Annotated in this window: 20 protein-coding genes; 16 read left to right on the top strand and 4 right to left on the bottom strand. The window is 46.6% G+C overall.

Annotated elements, in window-relative coordinates; genetic code table 11:
- Positions 1-43: 43 nt before the first annotated feature.
- Positions 44-550, top strand: a complete 507-nt coding sequence (locus Q1A86_RS02340; RefSeq protein WP_299802439.1) for a hypothetical protein — start codon at positions 44-46, stop codon at positions 548-550.
- Between the two features lie 74 nt (positions 551-624).
- On the opposite strand, the gene rarD is transcribed toward Q1A86_RS02340, so the two are convergent.
- Both rarD and Q1A86_RS02330 read right to left on the bottom strand, forming a co-directional pair.
- Positions 625-1,512, bottom strand: a complete 888-nt coding sequence (rarD, locus tag Q1A86_RS02335) for an EamA family transporter RarD (protein ID WP_299802434.1) — start codon at positions 1,510-1,512, stop codon at positions 625-627.
- A gap of 166 nt (positions 1,513-1,678) precedes the next feature.
- Entirely contained in the window at positions 1,679-2,143 is a 465-nt protein-coding gene (locus tag Q1A86_RS02330) for a thioesterase family protein (RefSeq protein WP_299802426.1), read from the bottom strand.
- A gap of 166 nt (positions 2,144-2,309) precedes the next feature.
- Between Q1A86_RS02330 and recQ the strand changes: the two genes are divergently transcribed.
- Positions 2,310-4,133, top strand: coding sequence for a DNA helicase RecQ (gene recQ, locus Q1A86_RS02325; protein WP_299802417.1), 1,824 nt, complete (start codon positions 2,310-2,312; stop codon positions 4,131-4,133).
- A gap of 48 nt (positions 4,134-4,181) precedes the next feature.
- On the opposite strand, the gene Q1A86_RS02320 is transcribed toward recQ, so the two are convergent.
- A complete protein-coding gene (locus tag Q1A86_RS02320) occupies positions 4,182-5,972 on the bottom strand; it encodes a histidine kinase (protein WP_299802409.1) in 1,791 nt (596 codons plus the stop codon).
- Between the two features lie 524 nt (positions 5,973-6,496).
- On the opposite strand from Q1A86_RS02320, the gene leuA reads away from it, so the two are divergent.
- The 7 genes from leuA to glpK all read left to right on the top strand — a co-directional run bounded on the left by leuA (position 6,497) and on the right by glpK (position 15,577).
- Positions 6,497-8,068 carry a 2-isopropylmalate synthase gene (gene leuA, locus Q1A86_RS02315; protein ID WP_299802403.1) on the top strand — a complete coding sequence of 524 codons (1,572 nt, stop codon included), beginning with the start codon at positions 6,497-6,499 and terminating at the stop codon, positions 8,066-8,068.
- Between the two features lie 86 nt (positions 8,069-8,154).
- Positions 8,155-9,249 (top strand): 3-isopropylmalate dehydrogenase, encoded by a 1,095-nt coding sequence (gene leuB, locus Q1A86_RS02310; protein WP_299802398.1) that lies wholly within the window; start codon positions 8,155-8,157, stop codon positions 9,247-9,249.
- Between the two features lie 2 nt (positions 9,250-9,251).
- Positions 9,252-10,652, top strand: a complete 1,401-nt coding sequence (gene leuC, locus Q1A86_RS02305; protein WP_299802389.1) for a 3-isopropylmalate dehydratase large subunit — start codon at positions 9,252-9,254, stop codon at positions 10,650-10,652.
- Positions 10,653-10,661: 9 nt separating this feature from the next.
- A complete protein-coding gene (gene leuD / locus Q1A86_RS02300; protein WP_299802376.1) occupies positions 10,662-11,267 on the top strand; it encodes a 3-isopropylmalate dehydratase small subunit in 606 nt (201 codons plus the stop codon).
- Between the two features lie 514 nt (positions 11,268-11,781).
- Positions 11,782-13,068, top strand: a complete 1,287-nt coding sequence (locus Q1A86_RS02295) for an outer membrane protein transport protein (RefSeq protein WP_299802364.1) — start codon at positions 11,782-11,784, stop codon at positions 13,066-13,068.
- Positions 13,069-13,549: 481 nt separating this feature from the next.
- Positions 13,550-14,083 (top strand): nuclear transport factor 2 family protein, encoded by a 534-nt coding sequence (locus tag Q1A86_RS02290; RefSeq protein ID WP_299802337.1) that lies wholly within the window; start codon positions 13,550-13,552, stop codon positions 14,081-14,083.
- Positions 14,084-14,095: 12 nt separating this feature from the next.
- Positions 14,096-15,577 carry a glycerol kinase GlpK gene (glpK, locus tag Q1A86_RS02285; RefSeq protein ID WP_299802331.1) on the top strand — a complete coding sequence of 494 codons (1,482 nt, stop codon included), beginning with the start codon at positions 14,096-14,098 and terminating at the stop codon, positions 15,575-15,577.
- A 22-nt stretch (positions 15,578-15,599) separates the two neighbouring features.
- Here the strand turns inward: glpK and Q1A86_RS02280 are convergent, their stop codons facing one another.
- The gene (locus Q1A86_RS02280; RefSeq protein ID WP_299802314.1) at positions 15,600-15,938 is read right to left on the bottom strand and encodes a hypothetical protein; all 339 of its coding nucleotides are present in this window, start codon (positions 15,936-15,938) and stop codon (positions 15,600-15,602) included.
- Between the two features lie 533 nt (positions 15,939-16,471).
- On the opposite strand from Q1A86_RS02280, the gene mraZ reads away from it, so the two are divergent.
- The 7 genes from mraZ to mraY are packed head-to-tail and all read left to right on the top strand — an operon-like array spanning position 16,472 to position 23,896.
- Positions 16,472-16,930 (top strand): division/cell wall cluster transcriptional repressor MraZ, encoded by a 459-nt coding sequence (mraZ, locus tag Q1A86_RS02275; RefSeq protein ID WP_299802309.1) that lies wholly within the window; start codon positions 16,472-16,474, stop codon positions 16,928-16,930.
- Between the two features lie 30 nt (positions 16,931-16,960).
- A complete protein-coding gene (gene rsmH, locus Q1A86_RS02270) occupies positions 16,961-17,908 on the top strand; it encodes a 16S rRNA (cytosine(1402)-N(4))-methyltransferase RsmH (protein WP_299802292.1) in 948 nt (315 codons plus the stop codon).
- A 16-nt stretch (positions 17,909-17,924) separates the two neighbouring features.
- Positions 17,925-18,239 carry a cell division protein FtsL gene (gene ftsL / locus Q1A86_RS02265; protein WP_299802285.1) on the top strand — a complete coding sequence of 105 codons (315 nt, stop codon included), beginning with the start codon at positions 17,925-17,927 and terminating at the stop codon, positions 18,237-18,239.
- Positions 18,236-19,972, top strand: coding sequence for a penicillin-binding protein 2 (locus tag Q1A86_RS02260; protein ID WP_299802279.1), 1,737 nt, complete (start codon positions 18,236-18,238; stop codon positions 19,970-19,972). The genes ftsL and Q1A86_RS02260 overlap by 4 nt, the downstream gene beginning before the upstream one ends.
- Positions 19,972-21,438: a UDP-N-acetylmuramoyl-L-alanyl-D-glutamate--2,6-diaminopimelate ligase gene (gene murE, locus Q1A86_RS02255; RefSeq protein ID WP_299802277.1), complete on the top strand. Its 1,467-nt coding sequence runs from the start codon at positions 19,972-19,974 to the stop codon at positions 21,436-21,438. The genes Q1A86_RS02260 and murE overlap by 1 nt, the downstream gene beginning before the upstream one ends.
- The gene (gene murF / locus Q1A86_RS02250) at positions 21,435-22,814 is read left to right on the top strand and encodes a UDP-N-acetylmuramoyl-tripeptide--D-alanyl-D-alanine ligase (protein ID WP_299802276.1); all 1,380 of its coding nucleotides are present in this window, start codon (positions 21,435-21,437) and stop codon (positions 22,812-22,814) included. Before murE ends, murF begins: the two co-directional genes overlap by 4 nt.
- The gene (mraY, locus tag Q1A86_RS02245; protein ID WP_299802274.1) at positions 22,814-23,896 is read left to right on the top strand and encodes a phospho-N-acetylmuramoyl-pentapeptide-transferase; all 1,083 of its coding nucleotides are present in this window, start codon (positions 22,814-22,816) and stop codon (positions 23,894-23,896) included. Before murF ends, mraY begins: the two co-directional genes overlap by 1 nt.
- Positions 23,897-23,930: the final 34 nt, after the last annotated feature.

The raw sequence follows: 23,930 nt of genomic DNA, 5'->3' as shown, positions 1-23,930 counted from the left end.
GCAAGAATACAGACGACTTGTTAATTATCGATAAGGATCGTCTATGCCTCAGGTTTATCCATTGGCGCCATTAACCTCGACTGGGCATGGTAGTTTTGTCGCGTTAATCGCTCTTTTGATTGGTTTGGCTGTGTTTATTTACTTTAAGAAGATGCCGCAAGTCAGTAAGGCGGTCAGCATAGGGGTATTGCTGCCTTTGGTGCTGGCGTTTAGTTGGATGTTCTACAAGGTCAATGATTCGAAACTGATTATGAGTTCGGATAGCTTGACTCTCGACGTTCCTTTCTACGGTTTTAGCTTGCCAATATCTGAAATTGATAGTGCTGGGATCAAGCGTTTAGATTTGAAGAAAGAGCCTGACTTTAAGCCTGATTTACGCGCCAACGGCATGGGAATGCCAGGGTTTCAGTTAGGCTGGTTTCGACTGGCTAACGAGCAAAAAGCTTTTGTCGCCAACAGCAATGCAGAGAAATTAGTGATGATCCCGACGCTGCATAATTACCCGCTGATTGTAAGCTTACAAGAGCCGGGTAAATTGCTAAATCGTTAGCAAGGATTGGCGGTCTCAAATTCAAAAAAGCGAACCCTGAGGTTCGCTTTTTTTGTTGGGCTAAAAAATAAGGATTATTTTTTTGCTTTTCGCTTGTACAGCATGTCTAGCGTAAATAGGAACAGTGCCGCCCAGATGAACGCAAAGGTAATGCCCTTTTCGGCATCGAAGGGTTCGTTGAATAGGGCTATCGCCAGCACAAACATGATACTTGGGCCAATATATTGGAAGAAGCCTAACATTGAAAACGGGATCCTAACGGCTGCAGAGGCAAAGCAAATTAGAGGTACCGTAGTAACAATCCCAGCAGCCATAAGCAATAGATTATGATGCAGATCATTACTGAGTAAGTGGCTAAATGAATCTCCGACGTTCGCAAACAGATAGACGAGTGCGATCGGAAATAAGATGGCGGTTTCTACCAGTAAGCCTGTCTTAGCATCAACGTTCACTTTTTTACGTAACAAACCATAGAAGGCGAATGAGCAGGCAAGACCCAGTGATACCAATGGAATAGAGCCAAATGAGATCAGCTGAATGGTTACCCCAGTTGCAGCAAGCGCAACAGCCGCCCACTGAAGCTTACGTAGGCGCTCGCCTAGAAATATCATGGCTAGACTGACATTCACCAGCGGATTAATGAAGTAGCCTAAACTGGCATCAAGCATATGGTCGTTATTGACCGCCCAGATAAATAACAGCCAGTTACCTGCAATCAGCACTGAGGTGACGCACAGTACGGCAAGTTGCTTTGGCTGCTTAAGTAGATGACGTAAACGTGCAAATCCACCAAACATGGCGATTAATAGGGTGACAAAGAAAAATGACCAGATCACTCGATGCAGTAAAATCTCGGCCGCGGGTACATTGTCGAGCAACTTAAAATAGATCGGGGCAAATCCCCAAAGGGTATAGGCGCAAATAGCATAGACTATGCCTTTGCGGTATTCAGTTTCTTGCATTGGAATGTGCTAAATAGGGAAGTAGCTGAGGATTGTAGTCTTGCTGAGCCTTAGACTCAAGTTGGCATCTGTTTTAATCAAGCTAGCCGCTGTTATGCCAAACTGACACTGAGGAAACTTATGCTGCCACAAAATTCAGCGACTAGGTCTGTGCTTATGAATTAGATTATCCAACCATGTAAGTCCCTGTGCCAAAAGCAATATGGTCGCCTTTTTCATTATGTAGCTCCATTCGCGATACTGATACGCGGTTACCTGAACGGATCACTGTTCCTGTACCTGTAAAAATTTCGCCACGGCCAGGGCGTAAATAATCGACTCGCATATCTATGGTGCCTAATGTTTTAATGCGGCTTTCTAGCTCTTCTAGGCTCCAATCATCTCGGCTGGCAACTAAGCCAGAGAAAGCGGTAAGGCCACCGACCACATCGAGTACCGTTGCCGTGACTCCGCCATGGAGGATCTGCTGATGAATATTGCCAATCAGTTCTGGTTTCATGGTCACTTGAACTTCAACACCATCCAGATCGTAGCGCTTGATATCCATACCCAGTAGATTGTGAAACGGCACCTGCTTATCAAAAATCTCGGCGACTCTGCGTAGGGTTTCTTGTTGAATAAGCTGACTCATCTGGCTTCCTTTTCTTCGATTAGTGATCTTATCTTTAGAGTATTTAATCTATCGCTAATGGTTAGAGGTATGCAAGCTTAAATTTTGCTCAACAGTGCTGTTCGAGAGAGACAAGCGGGCTCGCCTCAATTAGAATAGTCGACCCTATTTTAAACACAGGTTCATTATGGATCAGGCGGCGCTCGATACTTCAGTCGATCAGTTATCTTCCACCCTTCAGTCGGTATTTGGCTACCGAACTTTCAGAGAGGGGCAGAGGGAGGTCATTGAGCAGATCTGCGCGGGACAAGATTGCCTGGTTATCATGCCGACAGGTGGTGGTAAAAGCCTGTGTTATCAATTACCCGCTCTAGTCTTGCCCGGTTTAACTGTGGTGGTTTCTCCCTTGATCTCGCTAATGAAAGATCAGGTCGATAGCCTTATCCAGACAGGGGTGTCAGCGGCTTATTTAAACTCCTCTCAGCCAAGGGAAGAGAGCCTGCAGGTACTGCAAAAGATGCGTTATGGCGAGCTTAAGCTGCTGTATGTGTCGCCTGAGCGCCTGTTACAAGCGAGCTTTATCGACAGGCTGCATGAACTGAATGTGTCTTTGTTTGCTATCGATGAGGCGCACTGTATCTCACAGTGGGGCCATGACTTTAGGCCAGAATATGCTGCGTTAGGCCGTCTACGCCAGCAGTTTCCGCAAGTGCCGATTATGGCGTTAACGGCTACGGCTGATAAGGCGACACGAGCCGATATTTGCGAGCGTTTAACCATTACGCCGCACTCTTTACTGACAAGCTTCGATCGGCCTAATATTCGCTATACTGTGGCTGAAAAGCTCAACGCAGCCAATCAGTTGCGTCAGTTTGTTGATGCGCAAAACGGTAGCAGTGGTATCGTCTATTGCAGCAGTCGCCGCCGAGTCGATGAGGTCGCCGAGCGCTTGCGTCTGCAGGGCCATCAAGCTGAAGCTTATCATGCTGGTAAGACTCAAGAAGAGCGCGCTGATGTCCAAGATAGATTCTTAAAAGATCAGCTCGATATTGTCGTGGCGACAGTGGCGTTTGGTATGGGAATTAACAAGTCGAATGTGCGCTATGTGGTGCATTACGATATTCCCAAGAGTGTTGAGTCCTATTACCAGGAAACCGGCCGCGCAGGTCGTGACGGTTTAGACTCTGAAGCCTTAATGCTGTTTGATCCTGCCGATATTGGTCGAGTGCGTCACTTGATTGAGCAGTCAGAACCGGGCCCACAGCAGCAAGTGGAATTTCATAAGCTCAATACCATGGCTGCCTTTGCTGAGGCGCAGACTTGCCGTCGCCAAGTTTTACTGCACTATTTCGATGAACCTGCGCTACAAGCTTGTGGTAACTGCGATATCTGCCTCGATCCGCCTAAGAAATATAACGGTATTCAAGATGCACAAAAGGTGCTGTCTTGTATCTATCGTATTGGGCAACGCTTTGGTATTAATCATCTTATTGAAGTGTTGCGTGGTTCAAAGTCGGCGAGCGTGATTGAGCGTGGCCATGACAAGTTATCGACCTGGGGCATAGGCAAAGAGAAAAGCCACGAGCATTGGCTCAGCGTGATCCGCCAGTTGATCCATCTTGGCCTTGCCAATCAAGATATCACCCGTGGCTCGTCGGTCACCTTGAATCCTTCTGCGCGAGCAGTGTTAAAGGGTGAGGTGGAGTTATTACTCGCTGAGCCAAGAATCGTTATTCAAACCACTAAGCGACGCGGTACCAATCCTCGCGCACCACTCAATTACGATCGTAAGCTGTTTGCTAGGCTTAAACTGCTGCGCCGTACGCTGGCCGAAGAGTTAGATGTGCCGCCTTATTTGGTATTTAACGATGCGACGTTAGCGGAAATGGCTGCCATATTGCCAACTAGCCCGGGGGAAATGCTAGCGGTAAATGGTGTTGGTGAGCGCAAGCTCGAACGTTTCGGTGGCGAATTCCTAGATGAGATCGCTGATTATCTAGCGGAAGGCTAATATAAAGAAAGTCTGCCAAGCGTAAGCTGGTTATCTACGCGTTTTTATCTAAGTGCCTGACTTTCTCATTGGCGGTTGCTGACGGTTTTGGCTAACAGGCTTTAATCGTCTGAGCTGACTGATGTTGGCTCGCTTTATCATAGATTGTAAATTATCAAACTGCTGCATGCTGGCAAGGCCAATGTTGACCTTGCTGTCGTTTTGCCACTCTGCCACCGTATCCGATAACTGCTCGATAACATTGAGCGCCGCAGCCTCAGACGTATGAGGTAGCATGATTAATAATTGCTGCTCTTCCTGCAGGAACAACAGATCTTGAACTCTCAACTTCGTCTTCAGTTGCTCAATCATCAAAGGGATCTCACTACTCAAGACTCCACTCGGATCGAGCACTAATAATGATAGAGGGTAATTCGCGTGCTTACTTACGCTGAGCATATCCTCTAGCTTTTGCTTACCCGTCGCGTTAGGCCGTATCGGAATCGGCTCTTTAATTTCCAGTGACGACTTCGGTGGCCGTCTATTATACCAAGAGATAAAGATAATTAAGCTGAGGAGAACAAACAGTATTGGCAAGAGTTCTCTGGGGATCAGCTGACTAGGTAGGGCTGCAGCGCTGATACTTTGCTGTGTGTTTGAGGCTTGTTGTTGACGGCTTAAGTCTGATTTTAAATGAGATAGCCAGATCTTCTGGATAAATAGAGTCTCATTCTCAGAGGCTTGAAATTGCTTGAGTTGGTAATCATAGGCTAGGGCGAAATCCTGCTTCTTTGCAAAGTAATTGGCAAGTACTGCATAGCAAAGCTTAAGATCCGTATAACGTTTTTTTAGTTTCGCTGTTGCTACAGCTTCATTCATCAGTTTTAGGCCTAACTTCTCTTGACCCTGAGCTAACTTGACTTGTGCGAGCAGATGTAAGGCACTGATGGTTGCACTGGCGTTTGATTCTTTCCTAAAAGTATTAATGCTTAAGTTAAGCAGTTGCTCCGCGCTACTGTATTTTTCGCTACTAAAATCTATAAAGGCGATTTGCTTGTATGCAACGGCTAGCTCAAAGGGGCTGCCAAGCTCGGCCAGTTTACTTCTTGCTATTTGAATATAGTGATCCCTTAGCTTAGCTTGATTGTTCGATTGAGCTAAGTTGGCGGCAGCAATCGATAAGTTAAGTGCGATTTTTCCTGCCGAATCCTTATCTTCAAGCGCCTTATCTAGGAAGATCTTAGCCTCTTTAGGCTCATTTACATCCATCAATAATTTTGCCATGGAAGCATTTAAGTACGCAAAAGGGGTTAGCAGCCACTGTGCATCATGTCTTTTAATTTGCGGATAAAGGTCTAGCGCTAGACGTAAGTCTTCGATAGCTGTGTCGTTATGCTGAACCTTTGCGTCTAGCTGGCTTCTGAGCCACAGAGCATTAATCAAAGCCTGGGGTTGCTCTAAGCGACGAGACATGGTGATAGATGAGTGAATTAAAGGTAATGCCTGTTGGTAATTACCGTAATTAACATAGGCCTGAGCCATACAATTAAGAAAGTAGGGCCTAGCTTCATCTAGTTTGAGCTGTTTGGCTTTTGCCTCATTGAGTCTAGCTACGTTTATGGCCGCAGCATTCTCACCTAGCTGAAGATAGGTTTCGCACTTAAACGAGCTCATGCGCAGTTGTAGCACCTTGGGATCTAAATAGGCTTGAAGGTTTTGTTCAATAGCATGAATGCTATTGAGAGCTTTGCTGGGATATTGAAAGACTGAGGTATTGAGTTGATCTAGCTGTTCTAGGGTTAATGAATACGCAGGCGAAAGCCACAGCATCAAACTGAGAATGATAATGCGAAAATCCATTTTTGAACGCTTCAGTGGAGAATCCTTATCCGCTTTCTTTCAACTTGAGCCGCATTATAACGAATCTAAATAAAATGTGCATAAAAAGCTTGTTGCGAGAGAATATTGCGACATGTTACGGATATGTACGTTGTTGGGACGTAAAATGGCGTTAAAGTTGGTTTCTGCGCAATTCTGCGTCTTTTTAGTGCTTTTTTAGAGCAATAATTAGCTTGAAAATAACTCTAGTAAGCGAATTTATGGTTGACACTGGCAGCTGAGCAAGTTAAAAATTAATCGACTCAATGGCAGGGTTGAGCATATTTATCTATTTAGGTTGAATAAAAAGTGATGAAATTGAACGGTGCACTACTAAGACTCCTTATTCTCATTCTCGCAGAACCTGCGCGGAGGACTTAGTGCTATACGCTTTAAAATGAGCCAGCATTAATAAACCCCGCATATAGAGCGGGGTTTTTTGTATTTTTATCAAAACCAGCAAAGTGACCACATAACGGAACAGTGATGTTCAATGGAGAAGATAGATGTCTAACCGAGTGATTATATTTGACACCACCCTACGTGATGGTGAACAAGCATTAGCAGCAAGCTTAACGGTTAAGGAAAAACTTCAAATTGCACTCGCGTTAGAGCGTTTAGGTGTTGATGTGATGGAAGTTGGCTTTCCCGTTTCATCGCCAGGTGACTTTGAGTCGGTTCAAACCATTGCTAAGACAGTTAAAAATAGCCGCGTTTGTGCCCTATCGCGTGCGCTAGAAAAGGATATCGATGCCGCCGCGCAGGCTTTATCTGTGGCTGAGCAGTTTCGTATTCATACCTTTATTTCAACTTCGACCATTCATGTTGAGAGTAAATTAAAGCGTTCATTTGATCAGGTGCTGGATATGGCGGTAGGCGCGGTGAAGTACGCTCGTCGTTTCACCGATGACGTGGAATTTTCTTGTGAAGATGCAGGCCGCACACCTATCGACAACTTGTGCCGTATGGTGGAAGAGGCGATTAAAGCGGGTGCGCGTACCATTAATATTCCCGACACTGTGGGTTATACGGTACCGAGTGAATTTGGCAGCATCATTCAGACTCTGTTTAATCGCGTACCGAATATCGACCAAGCGGTGATCTCTGTGCATTGTCATGATGATTTAGGCTTGTCGGTTGCTAACTCTATTACTGCGGTGCAGCACGGTGCTCGCCAAATTGAGTGTACCGTCAACGGTATTGGTGAGCGTGCGGGTAACTGCTCGCTAGAAGAGATTGCCATGATCCTATCGACTCGCAAGGGCGAATTAGGACTTGAGACTGGCATTAATGCCAAAGAGATCCACCGTACCTCAAGCTTAGTCAGCCAACTTTGTAATATGCCGGTGCAGGCGAATAAGGCCATTGTTGGCGCGAATGCCTTCACCCACTCATCGGGGATCCATCAAGATGGCATGCTAAAAGCGCAAAACACTTATGAGATTATGACGCCTGAGAGCATTGGCTTGAACCGTAATAACTTAAATATGACATCGCGTTCTGGCCGTCATGTGATCAAACACCGTATGAGTGAACTGGGCTATGGTGAGCAAGATTACGATATGGATGTCTTGTATGAGGAGTTTTTGGCGCTAGCGGATAAGAAGGGGCAGGTCTTTGATTACGACCTTGAGGCTCTGGCCTTTATGGAAGCCCAAGCCGAAAGCGATGATCATTATAAATTACAGCAATTAGTGGTGCATTCAGATTCTACAGAAGGTAGCGCAACTGCCACGGTAAAAGTTGCGGTTAACGGTGAAACTGTTACCGAAGCGGCGACGGGTAACGGCCCAGTCGATGCTGCTTATAAGGCTGTGGCTCGTGCCAGCGGTTGTGAAATCAATATTACTAGTTACCAGTTAAGCGCAAAAGGCGAGGGGCAAAATGCCTTGGGCCAAGTGGACATCACCGCTAAGTATCGCGAGCAAAACTTCCACGGTGTCGGTTTAGCCACCGACGTGGTTGAAGCGTCAGCCAAGGCCTTAGTCCATGTGATGAACCTAACTTGGCGCGCCGATAAAGTCGCCGATTGTAAACAGCGTATTCAGCAGAACAAGCGAGAGCTAGGTGGCGTGTAAGTTGTCGAATCGATACTGATGCGTATGTATCAACGAATAAGTTTAAAGAACAAATTGAAGAATAAACCACAGGAGTGAGCCGAAGTATGAGTTATCAGATTGCAGTACTGGCCGGAGATGGCATTGGACCAGAGGTGATGGCTGAAGCACGTAAGGTGTTAAAAGCAGTTGAACAACGTTTTACACTTTCTATCGAATATTCCGAGTACGATGTTGGCGGCGCCGCTATCGATAATCATGGCTGCCCACTTCCTGATGCAACACTTAAAGGCTGTGAAGCTGCTGATGCGATTCTGTTTGGCTCTGTCGGCGGTCCTAAATGGGAGCACCTTGCACCGAACGATCAACCTGAGCGTGGTGCCTTATTACCGCTTCGTGGCCACTTCGAGCTGTTCTGTAATATGCGCCCTGCCAAATTACACGCCGGCCTTGAGCATATGTCGCCACTGCGCAGTGATATCTCTTCTCGTGGTTTTGATGTGGTTTGTGTTCGCGAGCTAACAAGCGGGATCTATTTTGGTAAGCCCAAGGGGCGCCAAGGTGAAGGTGAAAATGAAGAAGCCTTCGATACCATGCGCTACAGCCGCAAAGAGATCACTCGCATCGCTAAAATCGCCTTCGATACGGCGCAAGGTCGCCGTAAAAAAGTGACATCGGTGGATAAAGCCAACGTACTGGCCTGCTCGGTACTCTGGCGTGAAGTGGTGGAAGAGGTCGCTAAGGATTACCCAGACGTCGAGCTAGAACATATCTATATCGATAATGCGACCATGCAGCTACTACGCCGCCCAGATGAATTTGATGTCATGCTGTGCTCGAACCTTTTCGGCGACATCATCTCCGATGAGATAGCCATGCTAACCGGCTCTATGGGATTACTGTCTTCAATCAGTATGAACAGTTCAGGTTTTGGTTTGTATGAGCCCGCTGGTGGCAGTGCACCAGATATTGCAGGTCAGGGGATTGCTAACCCGGTGGCACAAATTTTATCGGCTGCCTTGTTGCTGCGTCATAGCCTTAAGTTAGAAGAGGCGGCTACTGCCATTGAAAACGCCGTCGGTAAAGCACTGAGTGATGGCTATTTGACGGGTGAATTGTTGCCAGCGGAGCAGCGTCACCAAGCAAAATCGACTAGCGAGATGGGTGATTACATTTCACAGCTAGTAAGAGAGGGAGTGTAGTCATGGCTAAGACGCTATATGAAAAAGTATGGGACAGCCATGTGGTTGTAGCCCCCGAAGCTGAGGCGCCAATTATCTATGTTGATAGGCATTTAGTACATGAGGTGACTTCACCGCAAGCATTCAGTGGGATAAAGGTCGCTGGTCGAAGATTACGAGCGCCACAGAAAACCTTCGCCACCATGGATCACAACACATCCACAACCAGTGCAAGTCTAGATGCTCTGAGCCCTATGGCGCGTACTCAGGTTGAAACTCTTGAGCGTAACTGTAAAGAGTTCGGTGTACGCCTCTATGATATTCACCATAAGAACCAAGGCATTGTACATGTGATGGGTCCTGAATTAGGCATTACCTTACCGGGTACAGTCATCGTTTGTGGCGACTCTCACACAGCCACTCATGGAGCCTTTGGTGCACTCGCATTCGGGATTGGTACCTCAGAAGTTGAGCATGTGATGGCGACGCAGACGCTACGTCAATTAAAAGCCAAGACCATGAAGATTGAAGTGCGTGGCCATGTAGCATCGGGCATTACAGCGAAAGATATTGTACTGGCGATTATTGGTAAGATCGGCATGGATGGCGGCACAGGTTATGTGGTTGAGTTCTGTGGTGAGGCGATTGAAGCCTTATCCATGGAAGGACGCATGACTGTGTGTAATATGGCCATCGAAATGGGCGCGAAAGCTGGCATGATTGCGCCTGATGCGACGACAGCTGAATATCTAGAAGGTCGTGAATTTGCACCCAAGGGAGAAAGCTGGACTCAAGCCATTGCTGCCTGGGAGCAGTTAAAAACCGATGAAGGCGCAGTATTTGATGCTGTTGTGGTACTCGATGCCAAAGATATTGCCCCACAGCTGACTTGGGGAACCAATCCCGGCCAAGTGGTTGCGATCGATCAGCTTGTGCCTAATCCACAGGATGCAACTAATTCCACCGTGCGTAGCAGCATCGAAAAGGCCTTGGAGTACGTTGATTTAACCGCGGGGACTTTGATGACTGATGTGAGCATCAATAAGGTGTTTATTGGTTCTTGTACTAACTCTCGTATTGAGGATCTTCGCGCCGCAGCGGTTCACGCCAAGGGGCGTAAGGTTGCTGATGGAGTAAAGGCGATTGTTGTTCCGGGCTCTGGTTTAGTGAAAGATCAAGCTGAAGCGGAGGGTTTAGATAAAATTTTCCTAGAGGCTGGCTTTGAATGGCGCTTACCGGGTTGTTCTATGTGTTTAGCGATGAATGACGATAAATTGGAAGCTGGCGATCGCTGCGCCTCGACCAGTAATCGTAATTTTGAGGGCCGGCAAGGACGTGGCAGCCGCACTCACTTAGTGAGCCCTGCTATGGCCGCCGCTGCTGCGGTTGCCGGACACTTTGTTGATATTCGCAAACCATACTAGGAGCACAGCATGCAACCATTTATCTCACATACAGGGCTTGCGGTTATCATAGATAGTGCAAACGTGGATACCGATCAGATCATCCCTAAGCAGTTTCTCTCTAAGGTGACTCGTGACGGTTTTGGTATTCACCTTTTTCACGACTGGCGCTATTTAGATGATGCTGGCGATCAGCCAAACCCAGAATTTAATCTAAATAAGCCCCGCTATCAGGGCGCTTCTATTTTAGTGTCTCAAGAAAACTTTGGCTGTGGCTCGAGTCGAGAACATGCGCCTTGGGCATTAGCCGATTTTGGTTTAAAAGTGATTATTGCCCCGAGCTTTGCCGATATTTTTTATGGCAACTCAATCAATAATGGCTTATTGCCTGTTAGGTTAACTGACGCCGAAGTAAAACAGCTTATGGCCGAAGTTGAAGCGCAGCAAGGCGCCGAAATTAATGTCGATTTGCAAGCGCTAACGGTGACGTCACCTAAAGGTAGCGTGTTTTGCTTTGCAATTGCAGAGTCTGCAAGACATAACCTATTAAACGGGTTGGATGCGATTGGCTTGACACTGTCACACGCAGATACAATTGCTAAGTATGAAGCAAATATACCTACATGGAGAGGGTGAAACTGGGTGAATTAGGGTATTAGCGCCGGCGTACACTCGTACCAACAATGAGTATTAGCTAAGCCATTTAGATATTTTTCTAAATGGCTTTGTTTTATTCAGGGAGTGCTAAATCAATTTACTTATTGTTTTTATTGTGATTATTTTGTTTTGACTTGCTTGTTCATGCGGCTTTGTTGTCGAGGTAGTGATTTGTGCTGTAATTGCGGCAAAATTTGAGTGTACATGTGTTTTTAGGTTTTTACTTCTTTTAGTTGTTGTTTTTTCTGGTTTAGTTTGGGTGGTCTTGTCTTTTGCGGCTTTCTTTCAGCGACGCTTTTTGCCGTAATGTGCATGCTTTTACAGTTTTAAAGTGTGATGTTGAACGTTTTTTCTCTGAGTTTGGCTTGGTTGGCTAGTGTTTTATGCTGTTTTTTATAAAGTACTTGTAAAGATATTCTGCAGTTGTAGAATCGCCGCCATTAGAAAGTGGAGTTAATACTCTACTTTTTGTTAACATAATTAGAGATTACACATGAATAAGCGTTTAATTACACTTGCTGTAAGTACAGCACTTTTGGGGACAGTTACACAGGTTCAAGCTGCAGGTTTTCAATTAGCTGAATACTCTGCAACAGGTTTAGGACGCGCATATGCGGGTGAAGCCGCTATGGCTGACAATGCTGCGGCGCAATTTCGTAATCCTGCAATGCTGACATACCTTGAAGGTACACAAGTTACTACTGGTGCAATTTTGGTTATGCCAAATATTGATGTTGACGGCACTGTGACATCTGGCGCTGGCTCAACTCCGTCATCAGCAAAAGATATTGCTGGCGATGCGGTTGTGCCTAACTTTTATGTGTCACACCAGTTAAACGACCAATGGTTCCTAGGTTTAGCGCTAGGTAGCAACTTTGGTATGGCTACTGAATTAGACGATGATTTCCTCGGCACTCAGTTTGGTAACGAAGCCTCAATTATGGCAATCGAAATTAACCCAAACGTGGCTTACCGCATTAATGATCAGTTCAGCGTGGGTGCTGGCGTACGCTTAGTACTCGGTGAAGGTAGCTTTGGTGCCCAAGCGCCTACTTCAACAGGCCCTTTCCAAGGTAAAACGCTTAAATATATGGAAGGCGATGATATCTCTTGGGGCTGGCAGTTAGGCGGTGCTTGGCAGATTAACGCTAACAACCGTATCGGTTTTAACTATCGCTCTGAAGTTGAGCAAAACCTTGAAGGCGATGCTAAAGGCTTAGGCTTTGACTTAGCGATGATTATGCAAGGTAAAGCACCTTCTACCCAGTACGCTGGTTCGATGGAATTAGCGTTGCCAGCGACTGCTGAAATTGCCAGTTTTCACCAACTGACAGATAAGCTTGCTATTCATGCGAGTGTTAACTGGACGGATTGGAGCTCATTCGAAAAGCTTGAAGCAATGATCCCTGAGATCTCAGCTGACCCAATCTTAGTGAAGCAAGAGAACTGGGAAGATAACTACCGCTTTGCTGTAGGTGCAACTTACCAATTATCACAAAAGTCGACCCTAAGAACTGGTGTTGCTTACGACCAAGCTGCAGTGTCTGATGCTAACCGTACAACCACTATCCCTGAAGTTGACCGTCTATGGTTAAGCGTGGGTTACGGTTACCAGTACAGCGACAACTTAGATTTTGATTTCGGCGCTACTTACATCTTTGCTGACGAGTCACCAATCCATGAGCATGATGAAGATTCTGCTAAGTTTGGCGGTACTTTCGAAGGCCAGGTTAGCGGCAATATCATCTTAGTGGGTGTACAGGCTACTTACCGTTTTTAATACCTAAGCTATGTATTGGAATATTCCATTAAGCTAACAACTTAAGTTTGTTATGAAAAGCCTCGCATTCGCGGGGCTTTTTTGTACAGGAAGTACTTATCCTCGAATGCCACGGACGGCATAGGAGAGGGTTTGTACAGGAAGTACTTATCCTCGAATGCCACGGATGGCATAGGAGAGGGTTTGTACAGGAAGAACTTATTCTTGAATGGCTCGAATGGCTTGAATGCCATGGACGGCATGGAGGATAGCATAGGAGAGGGTTTGTACAGGAAGTATCTATTCTTGAATGGCTTGAATGGCTCGAATGCCATGGGTGGTATAGGAGAGGGTTTGCTGCTACTCGCCACGCAGCTGCGAGGTTGAGTATTTGCTTTCATGGTAAAAGAGGTTAACGACTGCCTGATGGAGCTACATCTATCGTCATGGCTGTGCTATTACTATCTATTCCTAACATATCAAAATAAACAAGAGGTTCACCATGAAACCCAAAATTTGGTTACTCGCCTTTGGTTCTGTATTTATGACGCTATCACCACTAACTGATGCTGCAGAGTCCCTGCCACTTGAAGAACAGCCCAAATCAGTGCAGGTAGTAAAGCAGTTTATTCAAGGCTTTAATAACCATAGTGTGGAGCAGTTACTGCAGCATACAACGCCAAATGTGCACTGGTTTAATTTAACAGGCACCAAGATGGATATCGAAACATCGACTCAGCAAGAGCTTGGTGCAGCTATGACCGATTACTTTGCTAGTCTCACAGATGCTAAGGCCAGCTTAAGGCAGATCCTCGTTTCGGCTAATTACGTGAGTACGGTCGAGGAAGTGACTTGGAGCCACGATGGTGAACAAAATAGCCAATGTAGCCTCGGTATTTATCAGTTGGCGGGTGATAAAATTAATGCAGTATGGTTCTACCCTAGCCATGCCTGTGATGAGACGCCTTGGATAGAAGTGGCTACCCCCGAAATCGTTCAGCCAGAAATTGGTTTATTAAAAGAAACGCGCCAATAAGGAAAGAATTAAGTGTCAAAGAAATACATCATAGCACTGGATCAGGGGACAACGAGCTCCCGAGCGATAGTGTTCGATCATGATACCAAGATGGTTGCTAGTTCACAGCGTGAGTTTAGCCAAATGTATCCTCAACCTGGCTGGGTTGAGCATGATGCGATGGAGATCTGGGCGTCTCAAAGCTCGACTCTTATTGAAGTGTTAGCGCGGGCTGATATTCACAGTGAAGATGTGGCTGCTATCGGTATTACCAACCAGAGAGAAACGACTGTCATCTGGGACAAGGTAACGGGTAAGCCTGTTTACAACGCAATTGTATGGCAGTGCCGACGCAGTAAAGGTATCTGTGATGAGCTCAAAGCACAGGGGTTAGAAGGTTACATTAAGCAGACTACAGGCTTAGTACTCGATCCTTATTTCTCGGGCAGCAAGATTAAGTGGATTTTGGATAATGTTGAGGGGGTGCGGGAGCGAGCTGAGAAAGGTGAGTTGCTGTTTGGTACCATAGATTCTTGGCTTGTTTGGAAGCTCACCGAGGGCAAGGTGCATGTTACCGATCCGACCAATGCGTCACGGACAATGCTATTCAATATTCATACTCAAGAGTGGGATAATAAGCTACTAGAGGCGTTTGATATCCCTCGCTCAATTCTGCCTGAGGTCAAGCCTTCTTCGGCTATCTATGGCTATACCCGTATAGCTGGGGAAGGTAGTCACATTGCTATTGCTGGGATGGCGGGAGATCAACAATCGGCTCTGTTTGGTCAGCTTTGTATCGAAGAGGGCATGGCCAAAAATACCTATGGCACGGGTTGTTTCTTGCTGATGAATACAGGTGTAGAAGCCGTTCAGTCTCAGCATGGATTGTTAACCACCATTGCAATTGGAGCCGACGGTGGCGTCAACTACGCGCTAGAGGGCTCGGTATTTATGGGCGGAGCGACAGTACAGTGGCTTAGAGATGAGCTGGGTCTAATCCGTGATGCACAAGATACCGAATACTTTGCTAAAAAAGTTGAAGATACTAATGGCGTGTATCTGATCCCGGCATTTGTTGGCTTGGGGGCTCCCTATTGGGATCCTGAGGCGAGAGGAGCCTTAGTGGGCTTAACCCGAGGAGCAAACCGTAACCACATTATTCGAGCCGCGTTGGAGGCAATTGCCTATCAGAGCCGCGATCTATTGGATGCCATGTCTAAAGATAGTCGCGTGGAGCTTAAACAGATTAAAGTTGATGGCGGGGCGGTGGCGAATGACTTCTTGATGCAGTTTCAGGCCGACATTACCAACGTTGAGGTTCAGCGCCCAGAGCTGACTGAAACCACGGCACTTGGAGCGGCATTTCTTGCAGGTCTTGCCGTGGGCTTCTGGGACTCAACCGATGAGTTAAAGAATAAGGCTGGAATCGAGCGTAACTTTACACCAGAGATCAGTGTGCAAAAGCGCGATAGCCTGTACCAGGGCTGGTTAAATGCGGTCACTCGAACACGTTAAAGTGGAGCGATACCCGTTAAGGCTATACATCGATGTCGATTCGAGTGTGGATCGACTCAGGAATTTCGTCACTTTTTTGCTCTAGCGGTGGCTCTTGAGCCTCTTGGGCAGACTTATCTCGCCTCGGGCCCTTTCTTCTCTCAAGGTTAGGGTCGAGTTGGTAGGCTATTTTTTGATTTTTGCGCCTATCATCGGTAGAGGTGCGTCTCTCTAGGTGAGGGGGCAGTTGTGCCTGTGGTGCCTCATGGCTGTCAGCTGTTATGGCTGCAGTATTATCAATTTTCTTAACTTGCTGTTTTGATTTGAGCTTTGAGGTCGCAGGCTTAGCAAGCATGGCATATACACTATCTAAGCTAATCATTGGTCATTCCTCATTTTTAATAGGAGTTAATTACACCAATCATGTATTTAGTACGATTGTATTATATATATCGGCAGCGGCTGGTTAAAATTTAGCCTTGTTTGGCATGGTGAGAAAGTTGAGCGATGAGAGTGGGGGTAAATAGGTCATTCGGTTAATTATGTTTAATTTTACCTGCATTTATTGAGCAGCTTTTACAGGGCTCACAGCCAAATCTAAGCTAGCTGACTCTTGACTAAGGCAAGCTCTATGGGAAAAAAGCCCACTAAATGTCATGGTTTGTTGTGATTAACCCCACTCTTCTGCCTGTTTTTCCTACTTTTTAGAAGAAAAACGCTATTAAATCTCCACATAAATCCCTAACACTCGCTTTGGTTAAATTTAATCTAAATTCGCTGCTAACCCGCTTGGTTACTGGATTTTTAAATCTGCGCTTCCCTTGACAAGTCTTGCGTTCTATCCCTAAACTTAGCTGTTGTGGGGAAATGTGGATATTTGTGGGATATTTTATAGAACAACAGGGATGATATAAGGTGTTTTCTGGGGCAAGCGCTATTAATCTTGATGCAAAAGGCCGGATCGCGATTCCTAAGCGATACCGTGAGTCTCTGCATGCCTGCCATAATAACCAACTTGTGATCACTGTAGATATTCAATCCTCTTGTTTATTGCTGTACCCCATTCATGAGTGGGAACAAGTTGCAGCTAAACTCGCATCTCTTTCCGACACACAGCCTACCGAACGAGCAATGAAGAGACTATTGCTCGGATACGCCCATGAATGTGAATTGGATGGTAATGGCCGAATGTTATTACCACCGCCACTGCGCCAATATGCCAACTTAGATAAGCGGGCAATGTTAGTTGGGCAGCTCAATAAGTTTGAGCTATGGGACGAAGCTGCATGGCAGCAACAGATTGAACAGAGTCGAATAGCGATTCTTAATGAAGACTTGGCTGCCAATGAGCGTTTGGCAGATTTTTCACTTTAGTCAGTGATACTTAAATAGTAGAAGAAACCCATGACACAAGAATTTGAACACCTATCAGTGCTGCTAGCGGAAACCGTTGCTGGCTTAAACATTAGACCCGATGGCATCTATATCGATGGTACTTTCGGTCGTGGTGGTCATTCTCGAAAAGTTCTTGAGGAGCTTGGACCGAATGGAAGACTGATTGCTATCGACCGTGATCCGCAGGCTATTGCCGCAGCGGAGCAGTTTAAAGACGACAGTCGTTTTCAGATCGTTCATGGTGGTTTCGGCCAGCTAGCTGACTATGTCGAAGATTTAGGCTTAAAAGGCCAAATCGATGGTGTATTACTGGACTTTGGCGTGTCATCGCCACAGTTAGATGATGCCGAGCGTGGTTTTAGCTTCTTACGTGATGGTCCATTAGATATGCGTATGGATAACTCTCAAGGCGAGACTGCCGCTCAGTGGCTTGCTCGTGCTGAAATAGAAGATATGGCATGGGTGTTTAAGACCTATGGCGAGGAGAAAAACTCCCGTCATATCGCGCGCTGTATCGCTGCTGACCGTGACAAAACCCCATTTTTACGCACTAAAGATCTAGCCGATTTGATTGCCCGTATCACTAAGAGCAAAGAGCGTAATAAGCATCCTGCAACACGTGTATTCCAGGCTATTCGTATCTACATTAACAGCGAATTAGAGCAGATTGATCAAGCCCTAGAAGGCGCATTGACCGTGTTAGCGCCAGAAGGCCGCTTATCTGTGATCAGCTTCCATTCGTTGGAAGACCGTATGGTGAAGCGCTTTATTCGCCGTAATAGCCAAGGCGAGAGTGTACCGCATGGTTTACCTATTACTGAGGCTGAGATCAATAAGTCACGTAAGTTAAAGGCGATGGGCAAAGCGATTAAGCCTTCGGTAGAAGAGGTTGAGCGTAATGCGAGAGCTCGTAGCTCGGTGCTACGTATCGCCGAGCGCTTACCTTACGAAGCATAAACGATTAGCAACTTAAGTGAGTAAAGCTCAATTGAATTTAACCCGCATAGTGTTGCTCGATCTATGGCATCACAAATGGATCATGATACTCGCGCTGCTTGTCATGATGAATGCGATTGCGGTGGTGTATACCAGCTATGAAGGCAGAAAATACACCAGTCAATGGGAGCAGTTATTACAAGAGCGAGACAGGCTAGATATTGAGTGGCGTAACTTACTGCTCGAGGAGCAGTCTCGGTCGGAACATAGCCGAATTACTCGGATAGCGACTAAAGAACTGAATATGAACCGTCCATTACCAAAAGAAGAGGTTGTGGTAAGAGTCCCATGAGCAAACAGGCGAAGCGTAAACAAAAACCACAGTTAATCCAATGGCGTTTATACGTCGTGGTGGCTTTTGTTTGCCTGATGTTTACCAGTTTGGTTGGTCGAGCCGCTTATATTCAAATTATCGAGCCGGAAATGCTACGCCACCAAAGCGACATGCGTACTTTGCGTACCACCAGTCGTGAAGTACAGCGTGGGCTGATCACCGACCGTAATGGCGAGATGCTTGCGGTGAGTGTGCCAGTTAAAGCTGTGTATGCGGACCCTAAAGTCGTACATGACAAAAATGGTTTTGCTGATATGCGCCGTTGGCAAGCGTTGGCTGATGTATTACATGAACCTAAAGAAGACATTCTGAAGCGGGTTCAATCTAACCCACGTAAACGTTTTACCTATCTTAAGCGTCAAGTTACCCCGGCCGTTGCTGACTATATCAAGCAGCTAAAACTACCAGGTGTTTACCTTAAATCCGAATCCCGTCGCTATTACCCAACAGGTGAGATTTCGGCGCAGTTAGTCGGTATCACCAATATCGATGATAAAGGCATCGAGGGTATAGAGAATACTTATAACGACTGGCTCACTGGTACACCAAGCAAGCAAAAAGTGCGTAAATCTCGTGATGGACATGTGGTTGAACGCCTAGATATGGTGCAAGAGGGCGAGAGTCCAAATGATTTAGTACTAAGTCTCGATCAACGCATTCAACAGCTGGCCTATCGCGAGCTTAAAAAGGCCACAGAGATTAACCAAGCAACATCAGGTTCAATCGTGGTGCTTGATGTACTTACTGGGGAAGTGCTAGCGATGGCGAATACGCCCTCTTATAACCCCAACTCTCGCGAAGGTCTGCAGAGTTACCGCATGCGAAATCGGGCGTTGACTGATGCTTATGAACCTGGCTCTACCATCAAACCATTTGTGGTTGCTGCTGCACTTGATGCCGGAACGATTAAGACAGATCAAATTATTAAGACCAACCCTGGGCGCCTGCGTATCGGTGGCAAAATTGTTCGTGATGGGCGTAATTATGGTGACCTTTCCTTAAGCGGCATCTTGGTTCACTCGAGTAACGTGGGTATGACCAAAATTGCGCTGTCTATGCCAGTTCAAGAGCTGTTAGGTGCATATCAGACAATGGGCCTGGGTAACTATTCGGGTATTAATTTAGAGGGTGAAAGTGCAGGACTTATCCACGACCGACGTCGCTGGTCTGAATTTGAGCGTGCAACTTTATCATTTGGTTATGGCTTAATGGCCACACCACTGCAGCTCGCTAGAATGTATGCCACCTTGGGTAATAAAGGCGTGCAGTATCCTGTTTCAATTTTGAAACTAAAACAGACACCTGAGGGCACGCAAGTCATTTCACCACAGGTAGCGCAAGACGTGATGGAGATGCTGGTGGGGGTTACCGAGAAAGGTGGCACCGCACTTAAAGCACATATCGAAGGCTATCCTGTGGCAGGTAAAACCGGTACCGCGCGTAAAGCCGTCGCAGGTGGTTATGGTGAAGACTACGTGGCGCAGTTTGCCGGTGTCGCACCCGTGCATAACCCCAGATTGGCCATAGCCGTGGTGGTGAACGAGCCTAAAGGCGATCGCTATTATGGTGGTGACGTTGCGGCGCCAGTATTTGCCGCAGTGATGTCAGGTGCTTTACAAATGCTAAACGTTGAGCCTATTTCAAATCGTGAGAAGGTGCGTCTAGCTGCAAATTCTAGGAGTGTTGAATAATGCTGATCCGTGATCTGCTGGCTCCATGGTTTCACTATTCAGGAACTGAAGATTTTCAGGATATCACCTTGGATAGCCGAGCAGTAAGAGATGGCGATCTGTTCGTCGCGATCCCAGGCTATCAAGTCGACGGCAGGCAGTTTATTGCAGCTGCACTTGAGGGAGGCGCTAGAGCGGTGCTGGTGCACACAGATTCCCCCGAAAAACACGGGACTGTGGTTAACGATGTTGGATTACAGATCCTATTTTTTCAGCTTAATCGGCAAATTTCAGCTTTAGCCGCACAGGCTTATCCACTGTCTCAAGCGCGCCCGCAAATTGTCGGTGTGACCGGAACTAATGGTAAAACCTCTGTGACGCAACTGATCGCTCAGCTGCAGTTACTGCAAGGTAAACAAACCGCGGTGATGGGCACCTTAGGTAATGGCTTGTGGGGCGAGCTTGTAGATAGCGGTAACACCACTGCCGACCCTGTCACTCTGATCAAGCAGTTACAGGAATTTGAACAGAAGGGGGCCGATACCTGTGCGATGGAAGTCTCTAGCCACGGTTTAGTGCAAGGTCGAGTCGAGGCTGTTCCATTCGATGTCGCCGTGTTTACCAACTTAAGTCGTGATCACCTCGATTATCATCATACGATGGAAGAATATGGCATCGCCAAGAAGCGCCTTTTCCAGTTCGCCAATCTAAGTGGTGGCATAATCAATATCGATGATCCTGTCGGCCGAGAGTGGCTTGCTGACTTGGCGTCTGACAAATTATTAGGTTTTAGTGTTAAAGGTGATGCTAGCGCTGAAATTTATACCAAAGATAACCATTTTCATGATGGCGGCGTATCTTGCAGCTTAGTGTGGCCGACTGGTGAAGCTCAGCTTAACTCATCGTTACTGGGTGATTTCAACTTATCGAATTTGGTTGCCGCACTCGGTGCTCTTTATCTGATGGGTGAAGATATGCACGCGCTTGTCGCCCTAGCAGCTCAGCTTGAGCCTGTCGCTGGAAGAATGGAGCGTTTCACCAGCCAAGATGGCGTCACGCTTGTGGTCGACTACGCCCATACGCCAGATGCCATAGAGCAGGCATTAAAGGCATTACGAGTACATTGTAAAGGCCAGCTTTGGTGCTTGTTCGGTTGTGGTGGTGACAGAGATAAAGGTAAGCGCCCAATGATGGCGGCGAGTGCCGAGCAGTTTGCCGATCGGGTTATGGTAACTAGCGATAACTGTCGCAGTGAAGACCCCAACGCCATTATTAGCGATATTTTGGCCGGATTGCAGCATCCACTGCGAGCGCTTTCACAAGTAGACCGCCAAGTTGCAATCAAGGAGATTGTCGCTTTGGCAGCTTCTGGCGATATGGTGCTTTTGGCTGGTAAAGGCCATGAAACTTACCAAGAAGTGAATGGTAAAAAACTAAATTACGATGAAAGAGCATTCGCGAAAGCAATTGCCGAAGGTAACGCATGATTAGGGTTTCTTTAGCCGAATTGGCGACGCACATAAATGGCCAGTTGGTTGGTGATGACTTGCCAATCGATAGCGTCTCTAGTGACAGTCGAGCGGTAGATAGCAAGACGCTTTTTGTCGCATTGAAAGGCGATAATTTTGATGGGCATAACTTTGCTCAGGCGGCGGTTGATGCTGGCGCGAACGCACTGTTAGTGGAAAGGCTGTTACCTATTAACGCTGCACAAATTATCGTGGCTAACAGTCAGCGTGCGATGGGTGAAATTGGCGCCTATGTGCGTGAACAGCTTGCGCCAACTTGCGTTGCCCTAACCGGCTCAAATGGTAAGACTAGCGTCAAAGAGATGATAGCGACTATCTTGTCGCAGAAACATCAAGTGCTTTATACCGCGGGGAATTTCAATAACGAAATTGGGGTGCCATTAACCCTATTGAGATTACAAGCCGGTGATGAATTTGGTGTATTTGAACTTGGTGCTAATCACGCTGGTGAGATTGACTACACCTCAAGCCTAGTCAAGCCGAGTGTGGCCATGGTGAATAATGTTGCTTCGGCTCACCTTGAGGGCTTTGGTTCTTTAGAAGGAGTGGCTCAGGCTAAGTCTGAGATCTTCAATCATGTGGCGAATAATGGCACCGCGGTTATTAATGCTGATGATGCTTTTGCTGATGTCATGCTGCAGGCCTCTAGTCACGTAAAGCAGTTATGTTTTGGTGTTAAAGATGAAACGTCGAGAGATCTTGATGTTTTTGCAACTGACTTGATTGCGGATGCTTATGGACGTTATGCCTTTAGCCTTTGCTTTGATGCAGAAGTTCATAGAGTTGAGTTGCCATTGACTGGGCGTCATCAGGTGTCGAATGCCCTGGCGGCCACCAGTATCTGTTTAGCGTTAGGTTTGTCTTTGGCCCATATTTGCCAAGGGCTTAGCCAGCTAAAACCGGTTAAAGGGCGCATGTTACCAAGTGTGCTTGGACGGGTGACAGTGATCGATGATAGCTATAACGCAAATCCGGCTTCGGTGGGTGCAGCTATTGACTGGCTTCAAGAAATTAAAGGAAATCGCTGTTTAGTACTGGGCGATTTGGGCGAATTAGGCGACAATGCCGCCCTTTTGCATCGCGAGCTTGGGACATTAGCCAAGGCAAAAGGCGTAAATGCGCTGTTTTGTGTTGGTACGCTAAGCGAAGGTGCGAGTCATGCTTTTGGTTCTAAACACTATCAAGATATTGATGATTTAGTTGGTGGATTAATTCAATACATTAATGAATTACCAGCAGAGATCACCGTGTTAGTGAAAGGTTCTCGCAGTGCGAGAATGGAACGTGTAGTAGAAGCTTTAACAACGGCCTTTGGGCGCGGGGAGTTTGTTTAATGCTGGTTTACCTGGCTGAGTATTTAACCCAATTTTACACTGGGTTTAATGTATTTTCTTACGTTACCTTCCGAGCCATTCTTGGTTTGATGACGGCAATGATATTAAGTCTTTGGTTAGGTCCAAAGATGATAGCACGTTTGCAAATGATGCAAATTGGTCAAGTCGTGCGTAACGATGGCCCGGAGTCACACTTTAGTAAGCGTGGAACGCCTACTATGGGGGGGCTTTTGATCCTTGCCGGTGTGTTTATCAGCGTATTACTTTGGGGCGATCTTGGTAGCCGCTATGTATGGGTAGTGCTATTCGTGCTGGGTAGTTTTGGTCTGATCGGCTTTATTGATGACTACCGTAAAGTGGTTCGTAAAGACACTAAAGGCCTGATTGCTCGCTGGAAATACTTTTGGCAATCGGCGGCAGCATTAACAATAGCTGTTTACCTGTATGCATCGGCGGCAAGTCCAGGTGAAACTCAACTCGTTGTTCCTTTCTTTAAAGATATTATGCCGCAGCTTGGTGGCTTCTTTATTGTATTGGTTTACTTCACTATTGTGGGATCGAGTAACGCAGTAAATCTTACCGATGGTCTAGACGGTTTGGCGATTATGCCAACAGTGATGGTTGCAGCGGCATTTGCCTTGATTGCATACCTTTCTGGACACGTTCAGTTTGCTAATTATTTGCACCTTCCTTACTTGCCCGGCGCAGGTGAGCTGGTGATTGTGTGTACCGCGATTGTCGGTGCAGGTCTCGGCTTCCTATGGTTTAACACCTACCCAGCGCAAGTGTTTATGGGCGATGTTGGCTCACTAGCCCTTGGTGCGGCACTGGGTGCTATTGCGGTATTAGTCCGTCAAGAGATCTTATTAGTGATTATGGGCGGCGTCTTCGTGATGGAGACTGTGTCGGTGATCTTGCAAGTAGGTTCTTATAAGTTACGCGGTCAGCGCATCTTCCGCATGGCACCTATTCATCATCATTATGAGTTGAAGGGATGGCCGGAGCCGCGAGTCATTGTACGTTTTTGGATTATCTCTTTGTTCCTAGTGTTGCTTGGTTTAGCAACCTTGAAACTTAGATAGCAGATTTAGTTTAACGAACTCATTTAACTTAGAT

The organism is uncultured Shewanella sp. (genome assembly GCF_947497935.1).
Classification (GTDB): Bacteria; Pseudomonadota; Gammaproteobacteria; order Enterobacterales; family Shewanellaceae; genus Shewanella.
This window is presented reverse-complemented; position numbering and strand designations above follow the sequence as displayed.